The sequence below is a fragment of the Streptomyces sp. NPDC045695 genome (assembly GCF_056432025.1).
The window spans coordinates 32,127-56,054 of sequence record NZ_JBWKJU010000009.1 but is presented as its reverse complement, the minus strand read 5'-3'; the positions used below and the strand labels follow the sequence as shown (position 1 = coordinate 56,054).

The following is a 23,928-nucleotide window of genomic DNA, read 5'->3' as shown; positions in this document are numbered from 1 at the left end:
TCATGACCACACCAGCAGCTCACTCGACGAACGCGACGCGACCGCCACAGGCGCCGCGGCAGCGGCGGCACCAGGAGCGGCGGACGCCGGCCCCCGGGCCGGGGACCGTCCGGAACGTCCTGCGGGTGGCCGCCCTGGCCGCCACCGTGCCGTACCTCGCGCTCAAGACCGCCTGGCTGGCGGGGAGCCGGATCGGGATACCGGACGGCAGCGTGCTGCTGGATCCCGAGCCGTTCCTCATAGCGGCGAACGCCGTCACGGTGGCCATGGACGCATGCGTGATCCTGCTCGTCCTGGTGCTCACCCGGCCCTGGGGCATGCGGGTGCCGGCCTGGCTGCTGGTCGTCCCGGTGTTCGTCGCCACGGGACTGCTGACGCCGATCTTCCTCGGGTTCCCCGGTCAACTGCTCGTGCGGCTGCTCGGCTTCGCGGCGGACCCCACGAAGACGGCGCTGCGGGAGCCGTTCCTCGACCCCTGGGTGTTCAACGTCGTCTACACCGGCTTCATGGTCCAAGGACTCGCCCTGGCCGGACTGTTCGTGCCCTATGCGCGGAAGCGTTGGGGCCGGCGGTGGCAGGGCGTGCTGGGGCCGGGGGTCGCCCGGGTCGGCTCCCGGGGCGGATCCCGGAGGCTGCCGTCGCCCACGGGGGTGGCGGCGGCAGCCGCGGCAGCGGCCGGGCTGGCCGTCGCGGCCCTGCACGCCTACTGGGCCTTCGGCGGTACGGCGGGGATGGACGCCGAGGCGGTGGCCGCGTATTCGACGGAGGCGGCCGTGGTCACCGCGGTCCACGGGATGTGCGCGCTCGCTGCCGGAGCGGGGGCGCTCCTGCTGGCCCGAGGCGGGGCGCTGCGGGCGTGGTGGCCGCTCGGCCTCGCCTGGACCGGCGCGGGGGCGACCCTGACCTGGGGGGCGTGGACGCTGATCGCCACGCTGGGACCGGAGCTGGACGGCGGTGAAGGGCCGTCCGGGACGGCCCAGTTGATCTACGCTGGACAGATGATCACCGGATCCCTCGCGGCCGCGGTCCTCGCCCGCTTCCTCATATCCCGTCGCGAAGGGTGATGCGCGAGGGGGTGCGCAGGCTGCTGGGGGCCCGGGCCCGGCTGCGCTGGATCCATCTGATCCTCGGCGGGGCCCTGCTGATGCCGTATTTCCTCCTCGCCCAGGTGGGCGTCGGCATGGCGGCCGGCGGGGTCAACGCCCTCAGCTCCTTCCCGCTCACCCTCGCCGCCTATGCGGCCGCCCTACCGCTGGCCGCGGCGACGGCGGTGTACGGGCTGGTCCGGCCGCTGTCGGTGACCGCCGTCCGGGCCATGTGCGCGGTGCCGGGGGAGGGACTGGCCGAGGGGCCGGCGCGGTCCTGGGCCGCCCGGGGCAGGACCTCCGCCTGGTGGACCCTCCACCTGGGGGTCGGAGCGCTGGTCAGCGGGATGACCCTGGCGGTCCCGCCCATGGCGGTGGTGCTGATCGCGCTGCCGTTCGTGAGGCGACTGCGGGACGTCGAGCTCGGCCTGGGCTGGTTCTCCACGAGGGCCGATCCGTACCTCGCACCCCTCCTCGGGATCGGCCTGCTGGCCGGGCTCGCGCTCTGCGCCGCCGCGGCCGGGGCGCTGCTGGCCCGGCTGGCGCCCGTACTGCTCGGGCCGACGGCGGCGGACCGGCTGGCCGCGGCCGAGGAGCGGACCGCCGACCTGGCCGTGCGCAACCGCCTGGCCCGGGAACTGCACGACGCGGTCGGGCACGCGCTGAGCGCCGTCACCCTGCAGGCGGTCGCCGCCCAGCGGGTACTGGAGCGCGACCCCGGCTTCGTACGGGAGGCGCTGGCCGCGATCGAGGACACCACCCGGCGGACGGTGGGCGAGCTGGACGCCGTACTGGGCCTGCTGCGGGACGGGGACCCCGCCCGGCCGGACGCCGCGCCCGCGCCGACCCTCGCCGCCGACCTCGACGGGCTGCTGGCCCGCACCCGGGCCGCCGGCACCCCCGTCACCGCACACCAGGACCCCGGACCCCCCGGCGACTGGGCCCGGCTTCCGGCGATCGCCTCACGCGAGGCGTACCGGATCGTCCAGGAGGGCCTCAGCAACGCGCTGCGCCATGGCGCCGGCCCCGTGGACCTGCGGATCCGCGTACAGCCCGGCCACGACACCGGACCCCGACACCTGGAGATCACCATGACCAATGCGCCGGCCGCGCCCGAGGACCGGGAGCTCCGGACCACCGGCGGCCGTGGACTGCGCGGCTGCGCCGAGCGGGCCGCACTGCTCGGCGGCAGCGTCGAGGCGGGCCCGCACGGGGACCGCTGGCGGCTGCGGGCCGTCCTCCCGCTCGGCGGAGGCGACCGATGACCGGCCGGGCCCCCTCCGACCAGGCCCCCTCCAACCGGGCCCCCTCCGGCCGCCCGCCGCTGCGCATCGTGCTCTGCGACGACGAGCGGATGGTCCGCACCGCGCTGCGGGTCATCCTGGAGGCCGAAGCCGATCTGGAGGTCGTCGGCGAGGCGGCCACCGGGGCCGAGGCGGTCCCGCTGGTCCGCTCGCTGGCCCCCGACGTGGTGCTGATGGACGTCCGCATGCCCGAGATCGACGGCATCCGGGCCACCGAACAGATCCTCGCCACGATGAGCGAGCCACCCCGGATCGTGGTCGTCACCACCTTCGAGAACGACGCCTACGTCTACGACGCGCTGCGCGCGGGGGCCGCCGGCTTCCTCCTCAAGCGGGCCGACCCCGACGAGCTGATCGGTGCGGTCCGGCTCGTCGCGCGCGGCGACTCGCTGCTCTTCCCGGCCGCGGTCCGTTCCCTCGCCGCCGCCCACACGGCCGGTGCCGCGCCCGTCACCGCGCCCTGGGTGGCCCGGCTGACCGACCGCGAGGCCGACGTACTGCGTCTGATGGCCGCCGGACTGTCGAACCACGAGGTGAGCGAGCGCCTCGGGGTCGGACCCCAGACGGTCAAGACCCACGTCGCGGCGGTCCTCGCCAAGACCGGCTCCCGCGACCGCACCCAGGCGGTCATCGCGGCGTACGAGGGGGGCTTCCTCATGAAGAAACAGTGAGAACCCCGCCACAACCGGGGCAGAGCGGAACGGCCGGGGCCGCTGGGACGTCCTTCCAGGGGATGAACAAGACGATCAGGCGTGCGTCGGTCTTCTGTCTGCTCCTGGTGCTGGCCCTGCTGGTCCGCGTCACCTGGGTGCAGGCGTACCAAGGCCAGGCGCTCGCAGACGACAAGCACAACCGCCGCAATCTCATCGGGCAGTACGAGAACCCGCTGGGCGACATCATCGTGGGCGGGGAGGCGATCACCGGCTCGGCGAAGACGGGCGGCAAGGACTTCGGTTACAAGCGGACGTACGTCGACGGCCCCCTCTACGCGCCGGTCACCGGGTACAGCTCCCAGGCCTACGGCACGACCATGCTGGAGGGCGTCTACAAGAACGTCCTCAACGGCTCCGACAGCCGGCTCAAGACCGTGATGGACCTGCTCACCAACAAGCGGGCCGACCCCGGCGACGTCCTGACCACCCTCGACAAGAACGTCCAGAAGGCCGCCTACGACGCGCTCCAGGGCAAGCAGGGCGCTGCCGTGGCCCTCGATCCGGCGACCGGCGAGATCCTCGCGGTGGTCAACAACCCGTCCTTCGACCCGGGCACGATCACCGGCGCCAATGACGTGCAGGCCTGGACCGAGCTCTCCGCCGACCAGGGCAAGGCGATGGAGAACGTAGCCCTGCGCAAGCCCCAGGCCCCCGGTTCCACCTTCAAGCTCGTCACCCTCGCCGCCGCGATCGAGAACGGCCTCGTCACCGACATCGACCAGCAGACCGGCACCCCCGATCCGTACACGATCCCCGGCACCCGCACCCTGCTGCCCAGCGAGGCGGGCTCCGCGGCCTGCAACAACGTTTCCCCGCGCACCGCCCTGCGGCTGTCCTGCAACAACGTCTTCGCCGAGCTCGCGTCCAAGCTCGGCCAGGACAAGATGCGCGCGACGGCGGAGAAGCTCGGTTTCAACGTGCAGATCGACACCCCGGTCCGCACCAACCCGCCGAGCAAGTACCCGTCCAAGAAGATGTCGGTCGACCAGGTCGCCCAGACGGGTATCGGCCAGTTCGACGTGCAGGCCACCCCGCTCCAGATGACGATGGTGACGGCCGCGATCGAGAACGGCGGCAAGCTCGTCGCGCCGCACATGGTCTCCGAGGTCACCGACGCCGACGGCAACGTGCTGGAGAGCTTCAAGAACCCGAAGTCCCAGCAGGTCATGAGCGAGAAGACCGCCTCGATGATCCGCGACGCCATGCGGACGGTCGCCACCGAGGGCGGCGGAAAGCCGGCCCAGGTGACGGGCGCCGAGGTGGGCGGCAAGACCGGTACCGCCCAGCGCGGCGTCAACAACAGCCTTGCGCCGCTGGCCTGGTTCACCTCGTACGGGAAGCTGAACGGCAAGCAGATCGCCGTCGCCGTGGTGATCGAGAACTCCGACACCGACCGCTCCGAGATCGGCGGCGGCAAGCTGGCCGCCCCCATCGCCCAGAAGATGATGGAGGCGTGGCTGAAGAAGTAGCCACGCGGGAGACGCCGGCCGCGCGCCGGGAACCGTTCACGGGTCCCGGCGCGTTTTCCCTCCCATGATCAGAACCGCGCAGCCGGCCGACCTCGAAGCCATCGCCGCCCTGCACACCAGGGCCCGCGCCACCTACTACCAGGGCCACATCCCCGAGCAGGCCTACGCGGGCGACGCCGAACTCGCGCGCACCCGCGAGGGCTGGACCTCGGCCGTCGCCCGCGACGCCGCCGACGGCGGCGTCCTGTGCGCCGAGCAAGACGGCGAGATCACCGGGGTCGCCGCCTACCGGATCGCGGACGGCGAGACCACCCTGACCCAGCTCCACGTCGATCCGGTCCACTGGCGCCGGGGCACCGGGGCCGCCCTGCACGCCGCCTGCCTGGACGCCTGGCGCCGCGCCGGGATCCGCCGGGTCCGCCTGGAGGTCTACGAACACAACCTCCGCGCCCAGGCCTTCTACGCGACCCACGGCTGGCGCCCGGACCCGTCCGCTCCGCAGGCGGGCTCCCACCGCACGCTCTGGTTGCAGGTCGAGCCCCTGTCCGCGCCGTCCGGGGAATGAGACGCAGAGGCGGATGGTTGAACGGGCAAACAGTTCCGCCCTGAGCCTGGAGAGAAGAAAGATCATGCGCGTCGAGATCTGGAGCGACATCGCCTGCCCGTGGTGCTACATCGGCAAGGCCCGTTTCGCCAAGGGGCTGGCCGGGTTCGCGCACCGGGACGAGGTGGAGGTCGTCTTCCGGTCCTTCGAGCTCGACCCCCACGGGGCCAAGGGGGTCACCTCGCCGGTCGAGGCCATGATCGCGAGGAAGTACGGCCGCACCCTCGACGAGGCGCGCGCCATGGAAGAGCACGTCGCCGCCACGGCCCACGCGGAGGGGCTGGAGTACCGGACCGCCGGCCGCGACCACGGCAACACCTTCGACATCCACCGCCTGCTGCACCTGGCCGCCGCCCGTGGCCGCCAGGAGGAGCTGCTCGACCTCACCTTCCGGGCCCACTTCGGCGAGGAGCGCTCGGTCTTCGACCGCGAGGTGCTGGCCGGGCTCGCCGTCGAGGCCGGGCTCGACGGGGCCGAGGCCCGCGCGGTCCTCGCCGACGACTCCGCCTACGCCGACCAGGTCCGGGGCGATGAGCGCGAGGCCGCCGAGCTCGGCGCGAACGCCGTGCCGTTCTTCGTCCTCGACCGCCGCTACGGGATCTCCGGCGGGCAGCCGGCCGAGGTGTTCACCCGGGCCCTGGAGCAGGCATGGGCCGGGCGCGAGGTCGAGGAGCCGTCCGCCGGAGCCGAGGCGTGCGAGCCCGACGAGGCGTGCGCGGTCCCGCAGGTATAAGGATCGGTTGGGGTTGACCCAGTAAGTCAGGCAATGGACTTTGAGTCGTTCCTGGCGCAGAGTTGAGGCATGGATCTTCCGATCGCCGAAGCGACCCGTGCCGAGTTCGCCCACTCCACCACCTACCTCAACACCGCCACATGCGGGATCCTCCCGCGTTCCGCCGTCGCGGCAGTACGGGAGCTGGCCGAGGCGGCGGGGGCCGCGGTCCCCGCCGGATCCGGTGACTTCGACCGCGTGAACCGGGTCCGCGCCGCCTTCGCCTGCCTGGTGGGGGTCGACGTCGAGGCGGTGGCCCTCGGCTCCGCCGTGGCCACCCATGTCGGCCTGATCGCGGCCTCGCTGCCGCCGGGCGCGGAAGTCCTCTGCGCGGAGGGCGACTTCGCCTCCGTGATCAACCCCTTCGTGGTCCGCGGCGACCTCAAGGTGCGCTTCGCGCCGCTGGAGGGCGTCGCCGAGGCCGTCGGCCCGGACACCGCCCTGGTCTCCCTGAGCGCCGTACAGTCCGCGGACGGGCGGATGGCCGACCTGCCCGCGGTGCGCGCGGCGACGACGGCGCACGGGGCCCGGATGCTCGTGGACGCGACCCAGGCGGCGGGCTGGCTGCCCTTCGACGCGTCGCCGTACGAGTACACGGTCACCGCCGGCTACAAATGGCTGCTCGGCGCCCGCGGAGTCTCGTACCTGACCGTTTCGCGGGAGGCCCTGGACACCGTGACCCCGCTGCACGCCGGATGGGTCGCGGCGCAGTCCATGTGGGACGCCACTTACGGCCCGATGCCCGAACTGGCCCATGGCGCCAGGCGGTTCGACGAGTCCCCGGCGTTCCTCGCCTATCACGCGGCCGAGCCCTCGCTGGGCCTGCTGGAGCGGATCGGCATCGAGGCGATCCACGCCCACGACACCGCCCTGGCCGCCCGCTACCGTGCCGGGCTCGCCCGCCTCGGCCACGAGCCCGTGCCCGGAGGGGCCGCCATCGTCTCGGTGCCGGGCCTCGCGGACCGGCAGCCCGCCCTGCAGGCGGCCGGCGTCGCCACGTCCGCCCGGGCGGGCGCCCTGCGGGCCTCGTTCCACTTCTACACCACCGAGGCGGACGTGGACCGGCTGCTGGACGCCCTCTCCGCGTCCTGACGCGCCGGGGGCCGGGGTCGGGGGGCGGGACCCCGAGGCCCCGGCCCCCGGGGTCCCGGCCGGGCCCCCGGAGCGCGCACGTACAGTGCCGCCATGAGCGATGTGCTGCACGTGAAGGGGCGGGTGCTGGTCGGGCCCGACGAGGTCCGCGACGAGCTCTGGGTGGTGGGCGGAAGGATCTCCTACGAGCGTCCGCCCGGCGCCCGCGAGGTCACCACGGTGACGGGCTGGACCCTGCCCGGACTGGTCGACGCCCACTGCCACGTGGGCCTGGACTCCCACGGCCCGGTCGACGCCCAGACCGCCGAGCGCCAGGCCCTCACCGACCGCGACGCCGGGACCCTCCTCATCCGCGACGCCGGATCACCCTCCGATACACGCTGGATCGACGACCGCGAGGACCTGCCGAAGATCATCCGGGCAGGCCGGCACATCGCGCGCACCCGTCGCTACATCCGCAACTACGCGCACGAGATCGAGCCCGCCGACCTCGTCGAGTACGTCGGCCGCGAGGCGCGCCGCGGCGACGGCTGGGTGAAGCTCGTCGGCGACTGGATCGACCGGGAGGCCGGGGACCTCGCGGCCTGCTGGCCCCGCGCCGAGGTCGAGGCGGCCATCGCCGAGGCCCACCGGCTGGGCGCCCGCGTCACCGCGCACTGCTTCGCCGAGGAATCGCTGCGCGACCTGGTCGAGGCGGGCATCGACTGCATCGAACACGCCACGGGCCTCACCGAGGACACCATCCCGCTGTTCGCGGAGCGCGGGGTCGCGATCGTCCCGACCCTCGTGAACATCGCGACCTTCCCGAAGATGGCGGCGGGAGGCGAGGCGAAGTTCCCGCGGTGGTCGGCGCACATGCGGCGGCTCCACGAGCGGCGCTACGACACCGTGCGGGCCGCCTACGACGCGGGCATCGAGGTCTACGTCGGCACCGACGCGGGCGGTTCCCTGCCGCACGGCCTGGTCGCCGCCGAGGTCGCGGAGCTGGTGAAGGCCGGCATCCCGCCGCTGGAGGCGCTCTCCGCGACGACCTGGGGGGCGCGCGCGTGGCTCGGCAGGCCCGGTCTGACCGAGGGGGCGCCGGCGGACCTCGTGGTCTACGCCGCCGACCCGCGGGCCGACGTACGGGCGTTGGCCCAGCCGCTGCGCGTCGTGGTGAACGGCAAGGTCAGGGCCTGAGCGGCACGCGGTACCCGTGTTGACGGGGCGTGACGTCCGGGCCTCCCCGGTCGTTGGAGAGGCCCGCGCGGGAGGTCTGCCTGGGGCAGGAGGGAACTCCCGTTCCTCGTGAGGCGAAGAGAATCGAATATGTGCATGGAAACCACCCATTGGGGTGAACTCACCTCAGGTGGCTGCCCGTTCACTCTCAGTGCGTAAAGATTCCGGGGTCGAGGCCGTCGGCGCGCGCAATGTCCCCCATTGGCGGCGCGACGGCACCCATCTCCCCGGGGGTTCCACCACCTTGAACAGCAACACCTTCCGCATGCCCGCGGCCGTCCTCCTCGCCACGGGGGCGGTAGCCCTGCTCACCGCTCCGCCCGCCTTCGCCACGGGAGGCGGCGGAGCCGGAGGCGAGGGCAAGGCCGGCGCCGTGGTCCTGCGCACCGGCCTGGACGTCGGCCTGCTCAACAAGACCGTGCACGTGCCCCTGAAGGCCACCCTCAACGAGGTCAGCGCCCCGGCCACGGCCGAGAAGACCGCCCTGACCGTCACCCTGGACGGCGTCGAGGGCAACCAGCCGGTCAGCGTCCTGCGCGCCGACGTGGCCACCTCCAAGGCGACCGCGGACAAGACCCGCGCGCAGGCGGAGGCGAACCTCGCCAAGGCCAGGGTCCACGTGCCAGGGCTGCCGTTACTCTCCCTCATCGAGGTGGAGAAGGTCAGCTCCAAGGCCGTCTGCGAGGCGGGCAAGAAGCCCGTGGCCAGCGCGAACGTCCTCGGTACGGTGACGGCGCTCGGCAAGAAGGTCACCCTGTCCACCGGCGGCCCCACCAAGATCGAGGTGCCCGGCGTGGGCCTGGTGAGCCTGGAGCTGTCCGGCACGCAGACCACCTCCACCACGGCCGCCGCGGCCGCGCTCCGCCTGAAGGTGTCAGTGAACCCGCTGAACCTGAACGTGGCGCAGGTCGAGGGCGAGATCGTGCTCGCCGAGGCGCACTGCGAGTCCCCGACCGGACCGGCACCGAGCCCGTCCGCCCCCTCGGCCACGCCGGACGTCAAGCCCCAGACGGGATCCTCCACAGGCGGCTCGGCCCTGACCACGAACGCCAACCTCGCCGAGACCGGCGGCGGTTCGCTGACCCCCTACGTCGCGGGCGGGGCGCTGGTCCTGCTCGGCATCGGAGGGGGCGCGCTCGTCGTGACCCGGCGCGGCAGGAGTTCGTAGCCCGGCCCGAGGCGCCGGCCGGCACCCGCTGGAGCACCGGGAGGGGAGTGCTCGGCGGGTGGCGTGCCGACGGGTGGCGTGTCGGAGGTCGCCGTGCCGATGGGCGGCGCTTGAGCGGTCGGCGTTTCAGCGGGCGGCGTGCTCCAACCCCTGCCCGGCCGCGCCACGTGACATCACGGCCTCGGTGACCTGCCGGTCGATCCGGGCGTACTCGCTGCGCTTGGCGACCGGGAGGGAGTCGTCGGAGGCCGCGCAGGAGGCGCAGACGACGCGGAACGGCGGCCCCATGTCGGAGAACTGCGTGAGGTACTCCGCCTTCACCACCTCCCAGCGCCCGGGATGCGCCGGCGCCGGGGCGAAGGTGAAGCGGGGAATCGAGGACTGGTTGCCGCGCAGCTTGTCGGCCGGAGTGAAACTGGCGACCTGGTCGCCCATCCCGAAGACCACCCAGGTGCCGTTGATCTTCTCGTAGGGCTGCGGCACGTGGTTGTGCGTGCCGATGATCAGATCGATGTCGGGAAGGCCGTCGGCCGCGCGGGAGGCGGTCAGCGTCTGGGACAGCGCGCGTTGCTGCTCGTCGGGGGCCGTCTGCCACTCGGTGCCCCAGTGGACGCTGAGCACCACCACGTTCGCGCCGCCGGCCCGGGCGGCGCGGGCGTCGGCGATGATCCGGTCCGCGTCGATCAGGTTGACGGCCCACGGCTTGTCCGCAGGGAGTGGAATGCCGTTCGTGCCGTACGTGTACGAGAGTTGGGCCACCTTCGCACCGCCCGCCGCCATCAGGGCCGGGGTCTTGGCCTCCTGCGCGCTGCGGGCCGAGCCGGCGTGCGGGATGCCGACCCGGTCGAGGTGGTCCAGGGTACGGGCGAGACCCTCGTAGCCGTCGTCCAGCGTGTGGTTCGACGCGGTGGAACAGCCGTCGTAGCCCGCGTCCTTGAGCGCGTCCGCCAGCTGGTGCGGGGCCTTGAAGAGCGGATACCCCGTGTAGGGGCCGCCGGGGCGCCCGTACGGTATCTCGTGGTGGCATATCGCCAGGTCGGCGGCGGAGACCAGGGGTGCGACCCCCGCGAGTATCTTCCGGAAGTCGTACTCTCCGGCCCGGCCCGCGTCGTCCGCCGACCGCTGGACGATCGAGGGGTACGGGATGATGTCACCGGTGGCCACCAGGGTGAACGACTGCCCGGCGGCCCCGGGCGGCGCGGCGCTCGCGGCCGGCGTGCTTCTGGCGCCGAGCCGTTGCTGCGAGGCGGCGGGCCCCCGTTCCCCGTCACCCTCGATCAGCCCCGGGACGACGAGCACCCCACCGCCCACCACGACCAACCCGGCGACGGCCGCGCCCATCCGTGCGGATGCCTTCATCGATGCCCCCTGCTGCGCTGTCCACCCACCCCAGGCGCCATGCTAGGTGCCCGCCCGGGTACGCGCCTTTCGGAACCCGGCGCCGTGGCCCAACCCACCGGATCCGACGGGGTCGGGTGTGTGCCGGGGCGTCCCCGCAGGGCGCCGAACACACCGCCGCCGCACTCCCCGACCCCTCGCCACGTTCGGCGCCCGAGGAGACACCCCGGCGCGCGCCCGGCCCCGGCGGAACCGGCCCCGGTACTGCGGCCCCCGCCCCCAGGCGGGACCACCCCCGGTGCTTCGGGTCAACGCGCGGCGAGCGCGCGCCCGAGGAGACGCCCGGGCGCGCACCCGGCCCCGGCGCGCGCCCGGGCCCGTCGGAACCGGCCTCGTCGGAACCAGCCCCGGCGGAACCGGCCGGCCCCGGTGCTTGGGCCCCCTGCCCCGGGGGACCCGCCCGGTACTCGGGGTCAACGCGCGGCGAGCGCAAGGGCGTGGTCCATGGCCTGGAGCAGCCGGCCCGTCGTCGCCCGGTCGCGGACCGCCAGCCGGAGCCAGGAGGGGTCCAGCCCGGGAAAGGTGTCACCGCGCCGGACGGCGAAGCCGAGGGCGCGCAGCCGGGTGCGGACCTCCGCGCCGCCCGCCACCCGGATCAGGACGAACGGCCCCTGCGCCACTCCCACGGTCGAGATCTCCTCGAACTCCGCGAGCCCCGCCAGCAGGTGCGCCCGGTCCACCGCGATCTGCCGGGCCGCCTCCGCCGCCTCGGCCAGCGCCGCCGGAGCCACACAGGCCTCGGCCGCCACCAGCGCCGGGGTCGACACCGGCCACAGCGGCTGCGCGGCCGCCAGCTTCGCGATCACCTCGGGCTCTGCGAGCACGTAGCCGATCCGCAGCCCTGCGAGCCCCCAGGTCTTCGTCAGGCTCCGCAGCACCACCAGCCCCGGCACGTCCATCCGCCCGGCCAGGGCCTCCCGCTCGCCGGGGACGGCGTCCATGAACGCCTCGTCGACCACCAGGAGCCGGCCGGGCCGGGCCAGCGCGGCCAGCGTCGCCGCCGGGTGCAGGACCGACGTCGGGTTGGTGGGGTTGCCGATCACGACCAGGTCCGCGTCCTCGGGGACGGCCGCCGGGTCCAGCCGGAACCCGTCCGCCGCCCGCAGCACCACCCGCTCCACCCGGTGCCCCGCGTCCCGCAGGGCCGCCTCCGGCTCGGTGAACTGCGGATGCACCACGACCGGCCGTACGGCGCCCAGGGCCCGCGCGATCAGTACGAAGGCCTCCGCCGCCCCGGCCGTCAGCAGGACCCGCTCGACCGGCAGCCCGTGCCGGGCCGCCACCGCCGCGCGGGCGGGCCGCCCGTCGGGGTACGCCGCGAGATCGCCGAGGGAGGCGGCGATCCGCTCCTTGAGCCAGGCCGGGGGCGTGTTCGCCCGGACGTTGACCGCGAGGTCCACCAGCGCGGAGCCCGCGTCGATCACCTCGGCGTCCCCGTGGTGGCGCAGGTCGTGGGCGTGCGTGGTGGCCACCGCGCAGGTCGCCGCCATGGACCGCCGCTTGGGTACGAGGAGTTCCCCGCCGCCGGCGAGGGCTGCGGCCTCCGCCACCGAGGGGGTCCCGGCGGCGGTGCGGGCCGCGTCCGAGGGGTGCGGCACGGTGACGGCGGCGAGTTGCTCGGCCGGGTAGCCGAGGAGGGGCACGCCGAAACGTTCCGCCGCGCCCGCGATCCCCGCCTCGCCCACCTTCGACTCCACCGTGGCCAGCGCCGTCACCGCCGCCGTGGCCAGCCCGGCCCCCCGCAGCGTCTCCTCGACCAGGGCGCAGACCTCCGCGACGGAAACCCCCGCGCGGCCGCCGACCCCGACCACCAGCTGCGTCACGTGCTCGCCCACCGCGGATCCTCCTCCGTAGTCACCGTCACCGTCACCGCGGCCGTCCACTGGTCGGCCGTCCGCCGGTCGGTCGTCAACACTGCTCCGCCCGCCACCCGCGCGCGGACGTGCGCGCGGAGCGGGGAGCCGGTATTCAGGGGCACATGGCCGTGATCGTGGCGTTGGGCGCCTTCCTGATGACCCTGGCGGGCGGATGGACGGCGCAACGCGTCACCGACCGCCGCCACCTCGTGCTGGGCCTCGCCGGAGGGCTGATGCTCGGCGTCGTCGGCCTCGACCTGCTCCCGGAGGCCCTGCACGCGGCGGGGGACGACGTCCTCGGCGTCCCGCTCGCCCTGCTGCTCTTCGTCACCGGATTCCTCGTCGCGCACGTCGTCGAACGGCTCCTCGCCGTACGCCAGGCCGCGCACGGCGCCGAGAACGGCGGACGCGTCCCGCAGGTCGGGCTCACCGCCGCCGCGGCCATGGTCGGCCACAGTCTCGCCGACGGCGTGGCCCTGGGCGCGGCCTTCCAGGTCGGCGGGGGGATGGGGGTCGCCGTGGCGCTGGCCGTCGTCACCCACGACTTCGCCGACGGGTTCAACACGTACACGCTCACCAGTCTCTACGGCAACGCCCGGCGCAAGGCCCTGATGATGCTCTTCGCGGACGCCGTCGCCCCCGTCGTGGGCGCGGCGTCCACGCTGCTGTTCACCCTTCCGGAGGAACCCCTCGGCGCGTACCTGGGGTTCTTCGGCGGGGTCCTGCTGTACCTGGCGGCCGCCGAGATCCTGCCCGAAGCCCATCACCGGCACCCCGCCCTGTCCACGCTGATGTGCACGGTGGGCGGGGTGGCCGGCATCTGGCTGGTGGTCGACCTGGCCGACTGATCTCGGCGGCTTCACGGGCGTACGGCCGCCGCCGCCTCGACGAACCGCAGGGCGACGGACGGCTCGGCCGCCCAGTGCGTGTGCAGGTAGCTGGCGTGCACACCCGCCTGTACGAAGCCCTCCACGCGGCGTTCCGGGTGCGTGAACCCCCACGCGGGCGCGGCTCCGGCGCCCGGCTCGATCACCGTCCGGTGGAACTCGTGCCCGCGCAGCCGGGTCCCGGCGGGCGCGAGCGCGCTGTCGGACACCGCCACGGCCTCCCGGTAGCCCAGGGTGAGGCGCTCCGACATCCGCGCGTCGGCGTCGAGCACCCCGCACATGGGCTTCCCGTCGAGGGACCGCGCGAGGTAGAGCAGCCCGGCGCACTCGGCGGCCACCGGGCCGCCGGCCGCGGCGAAGGCGGCCACCGCCCCGCGGAGCGGCTCGTTGGCGGACAGCTCGGGTGCGTAGACCTCGGGGAAGCCGCCGCCGATCACCAGGCCGGTGGCTCCGTCGGGGAGCGCCTCGTCCCGCAGCGGGTCGAACGTGACGACGTCGGCCCCGGCCGCTTGCAGCAACTCGGCGTGCTCGGCGTACGAGAACGTGAACGCGGCCCCGCCCGCGACTGCGACCACCGGTCGTGGACTGGGGCTCTGCCCCAGACCCCGCGCCTCAAACGCCGGCGAGGCTGGATTTGGCCGATGCAGCGCCTTCTGCGAGCCGTGGCCGCCGGGCGGGCTGGAGTGCCCGGAGGGCGCTTCCAGCCCCTCCGACACCTTCAGCCCCTCCGGCGTTTGAGGAGCGGGGTCTGGGGCGGAGCCCCAGCTGCGCGCCAGCGCAGCGGCCGGAGACCACGGCTCGCAGGCCAGGGCCGGGGCCGTACGCGCCAAGGCCATCAGCGCGTCCAGGTCACAGCCCTCGCGGACCTGCGCGGCCAACGCGGCCACCGCGGCCAGCGCATCCGTGCGCCGCTCGGCCACGGGCACCAGGCCCAGGTGCCGCGAGGGCGTGGCCACCTGTGGAGCCCGCCGCAGGACGCCCAGGACCGGCATCCCCGCCTCCTCCAGGGCCTCGCGCAGCATCACCTCGTGCCGGTCGGAACCGACCTTGTTCAGGATCACGCCCCCCAGCCGCACCTGCGGGTCGAAGGAGGCGAAGCCGTGCACCAGCGCCGCCACCGACCGCGACTGCGAGGAGGCGTCGACCACCAGCACCACCGGCGCCCGCAGCAGCTTCGCCACCTGCGCCGTCGACGCCAGTTCGCCCCGGCCCGCGGCCCCGTCGTAGAGGCCCATCACACCCTCGACCACGGCGAGGTCGCAGCCGGCCGCCCCGTGCGCGAACAGCGGAGCGACCAGCTCCGGCCCGCACATGAAGGCGTCCAGGTTGCGCCCCGGCCGGCCGGTGGCCAGCGCGTGGTAGCCGGGGTCGATGTAGTCGGGCCCGGCCTTGTGCGGGGACACGGCGAGGCCGCGCTCCGCGAAGGCCGCCATCAGGCCCGTGGCCACGGTGGTCTTGCCGCTGCCGGACGACGGCGCGGCGACGACCAGACGAGGCACGTTGAACCGGTACGAGGTCACCACTCGATGCCCTTCTGGCCCTTCTGACCGGCGTCCATGGGGTGCTTGACCTTGGTCATCTCGGTCACGAGGTCCGCGAACTCCACCAGCTTCTGCGGCGCGTTGCGACCCGTGATCACCACGTGCTGCGTTCCGGGACGGTTGCGCAGCACCTCGATGACCTCGTCGACGTCGATCCAGCCCCAGTGCATCGGGTACGCGAACTCGTCGAGCACGTACAGCCGGTGCGTCTCGGCCGCCAGATCGCGCTTGACCTGCTCCCAGCCCTCCTTCGCGGCCTGCTCGTTGTCGAGCTGCGCGTCCCGCTGGACCCAGGACCAGCCCTCGCCCATCTTGTGCCAGACGACGGAGCCGCCCTCGCCGGAGGCGCCGAGCACCTTGAGCGCGTTCTCCTCGCCGACCTTCCACTTCGCCGACTTGACGAACTGGAACACCCCGATCGGCCAGCCCTGGTTCCAGGCGCGCAGCGCCAGCCCGAAGGCGGCCGTCGACTTGCCCTTGCCCGGGCCGGTGTGGACGAAGACGAGCGGGCGGTTGCGGCGCTGGCGCGTCGTGAGTCCGTCGTCCGGAACGACGGACGGCTGTCCCTGAGGCATTACGCGGCCCTCCTGTTGGTGTGGGATGCGGCGGTCGGTCCCGATGCGGGGGATGCCGCCGCGGTACGTACGTTCTTCACGAGCCCGGCCAGCGAGTCGGCCCGCAGCCCGTCGAGCGTGACGGCGGGTCCGCCGAGGTCGCCGGCCAGCACCCCGGCCAGCCCCAGCCGGACCGGCCCGGATTCGCAGTCCACGACCACGGAGGCGACGCCCTGCGCGGCCAGCAGCCGGGCGCTGCGTCCGGAGAGCTCGCGAGGGTCGCCGCCCGCGGCGCCGGCCGAGGTGGCCCGGCCGTCGGTGACGACCACGAGCAGCGGGCGGCGGCTCGGATCCCGCAGCCGCTCGATCCGGAGCACCTCGTGGGCCTTCAGCAGTCCGGCGGCCAGCGGGGTGCGGCCGCCCGTGGGCAGCTGCTCCAGCCGGGCCGCGGCAGCGTCCACCGAGGACGTGGGCGGCAGCGCCAGCTCGGCCGTGGACCCCCGGAAGGTGATCAGGCCGACCTTGTCGCGGCGCTGGTAGGCGTCCAGGAGCAGCGACAGGACGGCGCCCTTGACCGCGCTCATGCGCTGACGCGCGGCCATGGAGCCGGAGGCGTCGACGACGAAGAGCACGAGGTTGCCCTCGCGGCCCTCCCGGGTGGCCTGGCGCAGGTCGTCCTTGCGGATCACCAGACCGCGCCCGTTACGGCCGCGCGCCTTCTGGTGCGGGGCCGCCGCGTGCACGGTGGCCGCCAGGTGCAGCTTCGTGAGCTGGCCGCGGGGGCGCTGGGCGCCGGTGGTGCGGCCGTGGGCGGTGCGGGCGCGCGAGCGGCGCCCGGCCGCGCCCTCGCCGAGGCCCGGCACGCTCAGCATCTTGGTGCGAAAGGGCGCGGCGGCCCGTACGGCGGCCTGCTCGGGCCCGCCGTCTCCCTGGGCCGGGGCGGAGGGCCGGGGGGTCTCCGGGGCGTCCGCGGGGGCCTCGGGGGCCTCCGGCGCCTCGGCGCCCTCCGACGGCCCGTTGCCCTGCGGGGGCACCCCGCCACCGCCGTCGGGGCCGCCGTCCCCGGGACCGCCACCGTCGTCGTCCGGGCCCTTCGGCTCCGGGTCGGACTCGTCGTCCGGATCCGGTTCCGGCTCGTCGTCGGGGAACTGGTCCAGGATCTCGTCCAGTTTGTCCTCGTCGAGCCCGGGGGCGTCGAAGGGATTGCGGCGCCGCCGGTGGGGGAGCGCCAGCAGCGCGGCCTGCCGCACGTCCTCCTTGCGCACCTCGGTCCGTCCGGCCCAGGCGGCCAGCGCGGTGGCGGTCCGCGCCATCACGATGTCGGCCCGCATGCCGTCGACCTCGAAGGCGGCGCAGGTCGCGGCGATCCGCAGCAGCGCGGTGTCACCGAGCGCGACCTTCGGGAGCAGTGCCCGCGCGGCCACCACCCGGGCGCGGACCTCGCTCTCGTCACCCGCCCAGCGGGTCGCGAAGCCCGCGGGATCGTCGTCGTAGGCGAGCCGGCGGCGCACCACCTCCACCCGCTGGGCGGGTTCGCGGGAGGCGGAGACCTCGACCGTGAGACCGAAGCGGTCGAGCAACTGCGGTCGCAGCTCGCCCTCCTCCGGGTTCATCGTGCCGACGAGGAGGAAGCGGGCGGCGTGGCGGACGGAGACGCCCTCGCGCTCGACGTACGAGGCACCCATCGCGGCGGCGTCCAGCAGCAGGTCGATCAGGTGGTCGTGGAGCAGGTTGACCTCGTCCACGTACAGGATCCCGCGGTGGGCGTCGGCGAGCAGCCCGGGCTCGAAGGCCTTCACGCCCTCCGCCAGGGCCCGTTCGATGTCGAGGGCGCCGACCAGGCGGTCCTCGGAGGCGCCGACGGGCAGCTCCACCATGCGGGCGGGGCGGGCGGCACCGGGGCCGCTCTCGTGCGGGCCGTCGGGGCAGGCCGGGTCGGGCGCGGTCGGCGCGCAGCTGAACCGGCAGCCGGGCACGACGTCGACCTGCGGCAGCAGCGCGGAGAGCGCGCGCACGGCGGTGGACTTGGCGGTCCCCTTCTCACCGCGCACGAGCACCCCACCGACCGCGGGGCTCACGGCGTTGAGCAGGAGCGCCAGCCGCAGGTCGGTCTGGCCGACGACTGCGGTGAACGGGTAGGGCGTGCTCATACTGTGGCCCCTCCTTCTTGTGTACGGGTATGCGTGTGCGGGCGGGCGGGGCGATCCGGAGCGTGCGGGCGTGGGGCTCGGGGGAGGCCGGCCACTGCGCGGGGCCGTCCCCTGCCCGCCCTTCCACCGTTCCCCGGGGCTCCGCCCCGGACCCCGCGCCTCAAACGCCGGCGGGGCTGGACCAGCGGGATGGGGTCTGGGGCGGAGCCCCCGATTCGGGAAGGGGCGGGGTGGGGGACGGCCGCCCGCAGGGCCCGGCGCCTCACGGGGCACCCGGCGGCAGGAACGGGAGACCCGTCGGAGCCCCGGACTCGATCAGCCGAAGCAGCGCACGCGTATCGGCGTGCTCCTCGATCAGATCGCCCAGCAGGTCGAGCTGTTCCTCCCGCAGGGAGGAGAACGAGGTGTCCGCGGCCGGGACGAAGCGGCGGCCCGCCGCCGCGGCCACCTCCCGCAGGAACGCCCGGCGGAAGCCGTCCGACTCCAGCGAGCCGTGCCAGTGCGTGCCCCACACCGACCCGACCCGGCACCCGTCCAGGAACGGCTCGCCGCCCAGGACCTCGGCCACCCCGTGGTGGATCTCGTAACCGCAGACCTCCTCGCCCAGCGCCGAACCCTCCGGCCGCGCCAGGGTCTTCTCCACGGCGAACCGCACCCGCACGGGCAGGAGCCCGAGGCCCTCCACCTCCCCGGCCCGCGATTCGACCTCGTCGCAGATCCGCTCGCCCAGCACCTGGAAGCCGCCGCAGATGCCCAGGACCGGGCGGCCCTCCGCGGCCCGCCGCAGCAGCGCGTCCGCGAGGCCGCGCTCCCGCAGCCACGCCAGGGCCTTCACCGTGCCGCGCGTGCCGGGTACGACGACCAGGTCCGCGTCGGCCAGTTCCTCGGCCCGGTCCACGAACCGCACCACGACCCCCGGCTCCGCCGCGAGCGCGTCGACGTCCGTGAAGTTCGACATCAGCGGCACCGCGCACACGGCGACCCGCAGCACGTCCTCGCCCACCGGCGGCGCCACCACGGACTCCCGTACCGCGCCCCGCAGGGAGACCCTCAGGCCGTCCTCCTCGTCGATGCCCAGGCCGTGCCGGAAGGGCAGCACGCCGTACGTGGCCCGTCCCGTCAGACCGCGCAGCATCTCCATGCCCGGCTCCAGCAGCGACACGTCGCCGCGGAACTTGTTGACGAGGTACCCCGCGATCAGCGACTGGTCCTCGGCCGACAGCAGCGCCGTCGTACCGAAGAACGACGCGAAGACCCCGCCCCGGTCGATGTCGCCGACCACGACCACCGGAAACCGCGCGGCCCGCGCGATCCCCATGTTCACGATGTCGGTCCGGCGCAGGTTGATCTCGGCCGGACTGCCCGCCCCCTCGCAGATCACGGCGTCATACGTGCCCCGCAGCTGCTCCAGGCAGTCCGTGACGATGCCGAGCAACTGCTCCTGCCGGCCCCCGTGGTAGCCGCGCGCACTCATCTCGCCCACGGGCTTGCCCAGCAGCACCACCTGGCTGCTGCGGTCGCTGCCGGGCTTGAGCAGCACCGGGTTCATCAGCGCGGTCGGTTCCACGCGGGCCGCCTGGGCCTGCATGGCCTGGGCGCGCCCGATCTCGGCGCCCTCGCGCGTGACGAACGAGTTCAGCGACATGTTCTGCGCCTTGAAGGGCGCCACCTTCACGCCCTGGCGGGCCAGCCAGCGGCAGATGCCCGCCGTGACCACGCTCTTGCCGGCGTCCGATGTGGTGCCCGCGACCAGCAGTCCGCCGCCGCGCTTCGATCCGCCGCTCATGGACGTCCCTTCCTTGTCCTACGGGAGTTAAGGGAGTTACGGGAGCTACCGGAGCTACGGGCGAGCAGCGTCCGGGCCGCCACGCACGCGCCCAGCGCCAGCCAGGTCACCTGCCGCGACAGCCGGACCGCCCGTTCGATGTCCGCGACCTCCACGGGCCGCCCCGCCCCGCCGTTCAGTACGGCCCGGTGTTCGACCCGGCCGCCGTAGGCCAGGGTCCCGCCCAGTCTGACGCCGAGCGCCCCGGCGAAGGAGGCCTCGACGGGCCCGGCGTTGGGACTCGGGTGCGCGGCGGCGTCCGCGCGCCAGGCCCGTACGGCTCCCCGCCGGTCGGGGCCGGCCAGTACGGCGGCGATCGCCGTCAGCCGGGCTCCCGGCCAGCCGGCCAGGTCGTCGAGCCGGGCGGAGGCCCAGCCGTAGCGCAGGTAGCGGGGGGACTTGTGGCCGACCATCGAGTCCAGGGTGTTGACGGCGCGGAAGGCCAGCAGCCCCGGAACCCCGGCGACCGCCCCCCACACCAGGGCCCCGACCACCGCGTCGGAGGTGTTCTCGGCGACCGACTCCACGACGGCGCGGGCCATCTGCTGGTCGTCCAGGGCCTGCGGGTCGCGCCCGCACAGGTGCGGCAGGCGCTCCCGGGCCACCTCGGTGTCCCCGACGGCGAGCGCACCGCCGATGGCGCGGGCCTCCCGGCCCAGCGAGGTGCCGCCGACGACGGCCCAGGTGGCGGCGGCGGTCAGAGCGATACGGGCGGCCGCGGGCCGCGAGCGCACGGCGCGGGCGCCCAGAACGCCGAGGGCGGCCGCGCCCCCGGCGCACACCAGGGTGTGCAGGAGGCCCCGGGCGCGGTCGTCGCGCCACAGGGCGCGCTCGACGGCGGCGGCGGTTCGTCCGAAGGCGGCCACGGGGTGCCCACGGCGGGGATCCCCGAGGATCCGGTCGCCGATCAGGCCCGCCGTGGCGCCGTACGCGAAGACGCGATCGGCACGCATGGTGGCAGGTATGTCCTCACTCAGGGTCCGCGCCCTGGTTCGACGTGTCCGGCGGCGAGAGTTCCTGGCTCCCGGGGCGCACGCGCGGCGTGCGCTCCCCGGTGACAGTGGCGGGACCGCGCCGGATTCGCACCGGACTTCCTCTCCATGCCGCCGTATTGGCTCGGGCAGTCCACCACGCCCCGCGAAGGCCCGTCAACTCGCCGTTGACCTGCGACTCCGCAGGGACGGGGACACGCGAAAGACTCCCCCCGGGCAAACCCGGGGGGAGTCTTCACACGCTCTGGCGCCGCCTCAGGAGACGATCAGGTAGATCCCGAACGTCACGGCCGCCGCGACGAGCGCGAAGCAGACGTACGCGCCGCTGCGGGCGAGGGTGGCGGTGCCGCCCTGCTCGGTGGCGGTCTCGTGCTTGGACAGGCCCACCAGGCCCAGGGTGAACAGGGCCACGAGGGCGACGGTGGCGGAGAGGCTGACCCCGAAGACGGAGCCGAGTGCTTCCCAGTCGATCTTCATACTGCCGTTTCCTCTGTCGTTCTCGAAGGTCAGACCGCGGCGGCCGGAGCGGCCGGGGTCGTCGCTGCCGGGATGGTGGCCTTGAGGGCGTCGTCGGTCACCGCGGCGGTCGTGGCGGCCGCGACGGTCGGCGGGACGGTGACGGCCGCCATCGCCGTGGTGACGACACCCGGCTCCTCGGCGGCGGCCGGCTCGACGTCGTTGACGTTGTGGTGGTCGACGACCTGGCGGCGGGAGATGGCCCAGATGGCGAAGCAGGAGGCGACGAGGAAGACCGCGACGGCGGCGACGCCGACGTCACCGGTGCGCATGACCAGCTCGGCACCGGAGGCGACCAGGGCCGCGGCCGGCAGGGTCAGGCCCCACGCGATGAACATGCGGGTGGCGGTCGACCAGCGGACCACGCCGCCCTTGCGTCCCAGACCCGCGCCCATGACCGCGCCGGAGCAGGCGTGGGTGGTGGAGAGGGAGAAGCCGAGGGAGGAGGAGGCCAGGATGACGCTGGCGGCCGAGGTCTGGGCGGCGAAGCCCTGCTGCGGCTGCAGGTCGGTCAGGCCCTTGCCCATGGTGCGGATGATGCGCCAGCCGCCCAGGTAGGTGCCCATCGCGATGGCCATACCGGCGGAGACGATGACCCAGACCGGCGGGTTGGCGCCGGCCGGCAGGGCGTTCCCGGCGATGAGCGCCAGGGTGATGATGCCCATCGTCTTCTGCGCGTCGTTGGTGCCGTGCGCCAGGGAGACGAGACCGGCCGAGGCGATCTGCCCGGCGCGGTAGCCCTTGGTGGAGGTCTTCTCGCCGACCTTGCCGCCCAGCTTGTACGTGACCTTGGCGGCCAGCATCGCGGCCACACCGGCCACGATCGGCGCGGCGATCGCGGGGATGAGCACCTTGGTGACGACGACGCTGCCGTTGACCGCGTCGAGGCCGGCGGAGGCGACCGCGGCACCGATCAGGCCGCCCATCAGGGCGTGGGAGGAGCTGGAGGGCAGTCCGACGAGCCAGGTGACGAGGTTCCACAGGATCGCGCCGACGAGCGCGGCGAAGATCACTTCTGGCTGGATGCCCTCTTCGTTGACGAGGCCCTTGGAGATCGTCTTGGCGACCTCCACGGACATGAACGCGCCGACGAGGTTGAGCACGGCGGACATGGCCACCGCCGTCTTGGGCTTGAGGGCGCCGGTCGAGATGGTGGTGGCCATCGCGTTGGCTGTGTCGTGGAAACCGTTCGTGAAGTCGAACACGAGAGCGGTAATGATCACGATCCCGAGGAGAAGCGTTATGTGCTCCATTTACCCAGGCTTCTGTTTGACGTCAGTGGCTCGGCGACCGTAAGCAATCTGGGTGAACGGAAGATGAACTGGCGCGGGCGGAGCGGTGTACTGACCCGGGGCGCGATCGAGCCGTTTGTCCCGATTCTGGCGTAGATATATGGATTAATGCACGTCAAAGCCGGGTGAATGAACCCCTCCGGGCCGCCTCCGCATTGCATACGGTCCCGTCTGCGGGCGCCGGATGAGACCCAGATCACCCCGCCGTGCCTACGGCGGAGCGATTGCCTCGGGTGGCCCGCCGGAGCCCGCACCTCGACACTGGAGCGGTGCGTAGAGCCACAGCGACGGCAGCGGCCGTCGCCACGACCCTCCTGGGCGCCGGTGCGGCCGCCGTCGCGGCCGGCCGGTACGCCGCCGACGCGGCCCTGCGCCCCGAACCGGGCCGCCCCCTGCCCGGCGGGCCGCGGCTCAGCGTCCACTCCACCGCCGCCGGCCGGGTGGCGCTCACCCGCTCGCTGTCCTCCCTGACGCCGGGCACGTACGGCCTGACCGCGCCCGGTGTGCACGCCGTCGTCGGGCCCGTCCTCCCCGACGCCGCCCACGGCCCGGACACCGTCGTACGCCGGCTCCTCGCCGTCACGCACGGCACCCTCGACCCCGGCACGCGGGTCACCCTCACCCCCCAGGTCCACGTCGGCGACCCGCGCACCGCCCTCGGCCTCGACCACGCCGACGTCGACGTCCCGGGGGAGCTCGGCGCCCTGCCCGCCTGGTTCCTGCCCGGGGCCCGGGACACCTGGGTCATCACCGTGCACGGGCTCGGCGCCAGCCGTGAGCACCCCATGGTGGTCATGCCCTTCCTGCACCAACAGCGGATGCCCGTCCTCGACCTGGCCTACCGCGGCGACCTCGGCGCCCCCTCCTCGCCCGACGGCCTCGGCCACCTCGGGGAATCGGAGTGGCGCGACCTGGACGCCGCCATCCGCTACGCCCTGCGCTACGGCGCCCGGCGCGTGGTCCTGCACGGCTGGTCCACCGGCGCCACCATGGCCCTGCACGCCGCCGAGCGCTCGGCGCTGGCCGACCGGATCTCCGGGCTGGTGCTGGACTCGCCGGTGCTCGACTGGCACACCACCTTGCGCCGGCTCGCCGCGGCGCGCCGCACACCGGCCGCCGTGCTGCCGCTGGCGGTACGGGCCGCCGAGGGGCGCGCGGGGCTGCGCGCCGACCGCCGGCCGCCGGGCGCGCACCCCGGCGCGCTGCGCGTGCCCGTCCTGGTCTTCCACGGCCCGGACGACACCTTCGCCCCCTGGGAACCCTCCCGCAGGCTCGCCGCCGCCCGCCCCGACCTCGTCACCCTGCACACCGTGCGCGGGGCCGGACACGGGGCGATGTGGAACGCCGACCCGGGCCGCTACGAGGAGGCCCTGCGCCGGTTCCTCGTGCCCCTCATGTGAAGGCCGTGTGACGGAGGGGGCCCTGCGGGCGTCTTGCCCCGGTCTGCACCGCCGGCCCGTGTGGTAACGGCTGGTTCCGTTTGGGCTTTCGG

At 74.2% G+C, this 23,928-nt stretch carries 20 protein-coding genes and 1 riboswitch; of the genes, 11 read left to right on the top strand and 9 right to left on the bottom strand.

Annotated elements, in window-relative coordinates:
* The first annotated feature begins 2 nt into the window (after positions 1–2).
* From AC07DU_RS17765 to AC07DU_RS17725, 9 genes are all read left to right on the top strand, one after another.
* The gene (locus AC07DU_RS17765; protein ID WP_479112210.1) at positions 3–1,064 is read left to right on the top strand and encodes a hypothetical protein; all 1,062 of its coding nucleotides are present in this window, start codon (positions 3–5) and stop codon (positions 1,062–1,064) included.
* Positions 1,064–2,350: a sensor histidine kinase gene (locus AC07DU_RS17760; protein WP_479112208.1), complete on the top strand. Its 1,287-nt coding sequence runs from the start codon at positions 1,064–1,066 to the stop codon at positions 2,348–2,350. The genes AC07DU_RS17765 and AC07DU_RS17760 overlap by 1 nt, the downstream gene beginning before the upstream one ends.
* A complete protein-coding gene (locus AC07DU_RS17755) occupies positions 2,347–3,060 on the top strand; it encodes a response regulator transcription factor (protein WP_360890197.1) in 714 nt (237 codons plus the stop codon). The genes AC07DU_RS17760 and AC07DU_RS17755 overlap by 4 nt, the downstream gene beginning before the upstream one ends.
* A 62-nt stretch (positions 3,061–3,122) precedes the next feature.
* Positions 3,123–4,571: a peptidoglycan D,D-transpeptidase FtsI family protein gene (locus tag AC07DU_RS17750; protein WP_479112206.1), complete on the top strand. Its 1,449-nt coding sequence runs from the start codon at positions 3,123–3,125 to the stop codon at positions 4,569–4,571.
* Positions 4,572–4,635: 64 nt separating this feature from the next.
* The gene (locus tag AC07DU_RS17745) at positions 4,636–5,136 is read left to right on the top strand and encodes an N-acetyltransferase family protein (protein WP_479032977.1); all 501 of its coding nucleotides are present in this window, start codon (positions 4,636–4,638) and stop codon (positions 5,134–5,136) included.
* A 64-nt stretch (positions 5,137–5,200) separates the two neighbouring features.
* Positions 5,201–5,908: a DsbA family oxidoreductase gene (locus AC07DU_RS17740; RefSeq protein WP_479112204.1), complete on the top strand. Its 708-nt coding sequence runs from the start codon at positions 5,201–5,203 to the stop codon at positions 5,906–5,908.
* 69 nt (positions 5,909–5,977) lie between these two features.
* Positions 5,978–7,039: an aminotransferase class V-fold PLP-dependent enzyme gene (locus tag AC07DU_RS17735; RefSeq protein ID WP_479112202.1), complete on the top strand. Its 1,062-nt coding sequence runs from the start codon at positions 5,978–5,980 to the stop codon at positions 7,037–7,039.
* A gap of 93 nt (positions 7,040–7,132) precedes the next feature.
* Complete coding sequence (locus tag AC07DU_RS17730) at positions 7,133–8,218, top strand: amidohydrolase family protein (RefSeq protein WP_479112200.1); 1,086 nt, start codon at positions 7,133–7,135, stop codon at positions 8,216–8,218.
* A gap of 283 nt (positions 8,219–8,501) precedes the next feature.
* On the top strand, positions 8,502–9,425 hold the full coding sequence (locus AC07DU_RS17725) for an SCO1860 family LAETG-anchored protein (protein ID WP_479112198.1): 924 nt from the start codon (positions 8,502–8,504) through the stop codon (positions 9,423–9,425).
* A 126-nt stretch (positions 9,426–9,551) separates the two neighbouring features.
* On the opposite strand, the gene AC07DU_RS17720 is transcribed toward AC07DU_RS17725, so the two are convergent.
* Both AC07DU_RS17720 and cobC read right to left on the bottom strand, forming a co-directional pair.
* Entirely contained in the window at positions 9,552–10,784 is a 1,233-nt protein-coding gene (locus tag AC07DU_RS17720) for a CapA family protein (RefSeq protein ID WP_479112196.1), read from the bottom strand.
* Positions 10,785–11,236: 452 nt separating this feature from the next.
* Positions 11,237–12,658, bottom strand: a complete 1,422-nt coding sequence (gene cobC / locus AC07DU_RS17715; RefSeq protein WP_479032993.1) for an Rv2231c family pyridoxal phosphate-dependent protein CobC — start codon at positions 12,656–12,658, stop codon at positions 11,237–11,239.
* 143 nt (positions 12,659–12,801) lie between these two features.
* Here cobC and AC07DU_RS17710 point away from each other — a divergent pair, with 143 nt between their 5' ends.
* Positions 12,802–13,527, top strand: coding sequence for a ZIP family metal transporter (locus AC07DU_RS17710; protein WP_479112194.1), 726 nt, complete (start codon positions 12,802–12,804; stop codon positions 13,525–13,527).
* An 11-nt stretch (positions 13,528–13,538) separates the two neighbouring features.
* On the opposite strand, the gene AC07DU_RS17705 is transcribed toward AC07DU_RS17710, so the two are convergent.
* The 7 genes from AC07DU_RS17705 to AC07DU_RS17675 form a co-directional block, all read right to left on the bottom strand.
* Entirely contained in the window at positions 13,539–15,089 is a 1,551-nt protein-coding gene (locus tag AC07DU_RS17705; protein WP_479112192.1) for a cobyrinate a,c-diamide synthase, read from the bottom strand.
* Positions 15,083–15,682 (bottom strand): cob(I)yrinic acid a,c-diamide adenosyltransferase, encoded by a 600-nt coding sequence (gene cobO, locus AC07DU_RS17700; protein WP_360899644.1) that lies wholly within the window; start codon positions 15,680–15,682, stop codon positions 15,083–15,085. Before cobO ends, AC07DU_RS17705 begins: the two co-directional genes overlap by 7 nt.
* The gene (locus AC07DU_RS17695) at positions 15,682–17,811 is read right to left on the bottom strand and encodes a putative cobaltochelatase (RefSeq protein WP_479112190.1); all 2,130 of its coding nucleotides are present in this window, start codon (positions 17,809–17,811) and stop codon (positions 15,682–15,684) included. Before AC07DU_RS17695 ends, cobO begins: the two co-directional genes overlap by 1 nt.
* Positions 17,812–18,073: 262 nt before the next feature.
* Entirely contained in the window at positions 18,074–19,597 is a 1,524-nt protein-coding gene (locus AC07DU_RS17690) for a cobyric acid synthase (protein WP_479112188.1), read from the bottom strand.
* Positions 19,594–20,589 (bottom strand): cobalamin biosynthesis protein, encoded by a 996-nt coding sequence (locus AC07DU_RS17685; RefSeq protein WP_479112186.1) that lies wholly within the window; start codon positions 20,587–20,589, stop codon positions 19,594–19,596. Before AC07DU_RS17685 ends, AC07DU_RS17690 begins: the two co-directional genes overlap by 4 nt.
* Positions 20,590–20,647: 58 nt before the next feature.
* Positions 20,648–20,733, bottom strand: a riboswitch (cobalamin riboswitch).
* Between the two features lie 150 nt (positions 20,734–20,883).
* Positions 20,884–21,105, bottom strand: a complete 222-nt coding sequence (locus tag AC07DU_RS17680; protein WP_479033009.1) for a hypothetical protein — start codon at positions 21,103–21,105, stop codon at positions 20,884–20,886.
* A gap of 29 nt (positions 21,106–21,134) precedes the next feature.
* A complete protein-coding gene (locus tag AC07DU_RS17675; RefSeq protein WP_479033012.1) occupies positions 21,135–22,397 on the bottom strand; it encodes an inorganic phosphate transporter in 1,263 nt (420 codons plus the stop codon).
* A gap of 308 nt (positions 22,398–22,705) precedes the next feature.
* Here AC07DU_RS17675 and AC07DU_RS17670 point away from each other — a divergent pair, with 308 nt between their 5' ends.
* Entirely contained in the window at positions 22,706–23,836 is a 1,131-nt protein-coding gene (locus tag AC07DU_RS17670; protein ID WP_479112184.1) for an alpha/beta hydrolase family protein, read from the top strand.
* Positions 23,837–23,928: the final 92 nt, after the last annotated feature.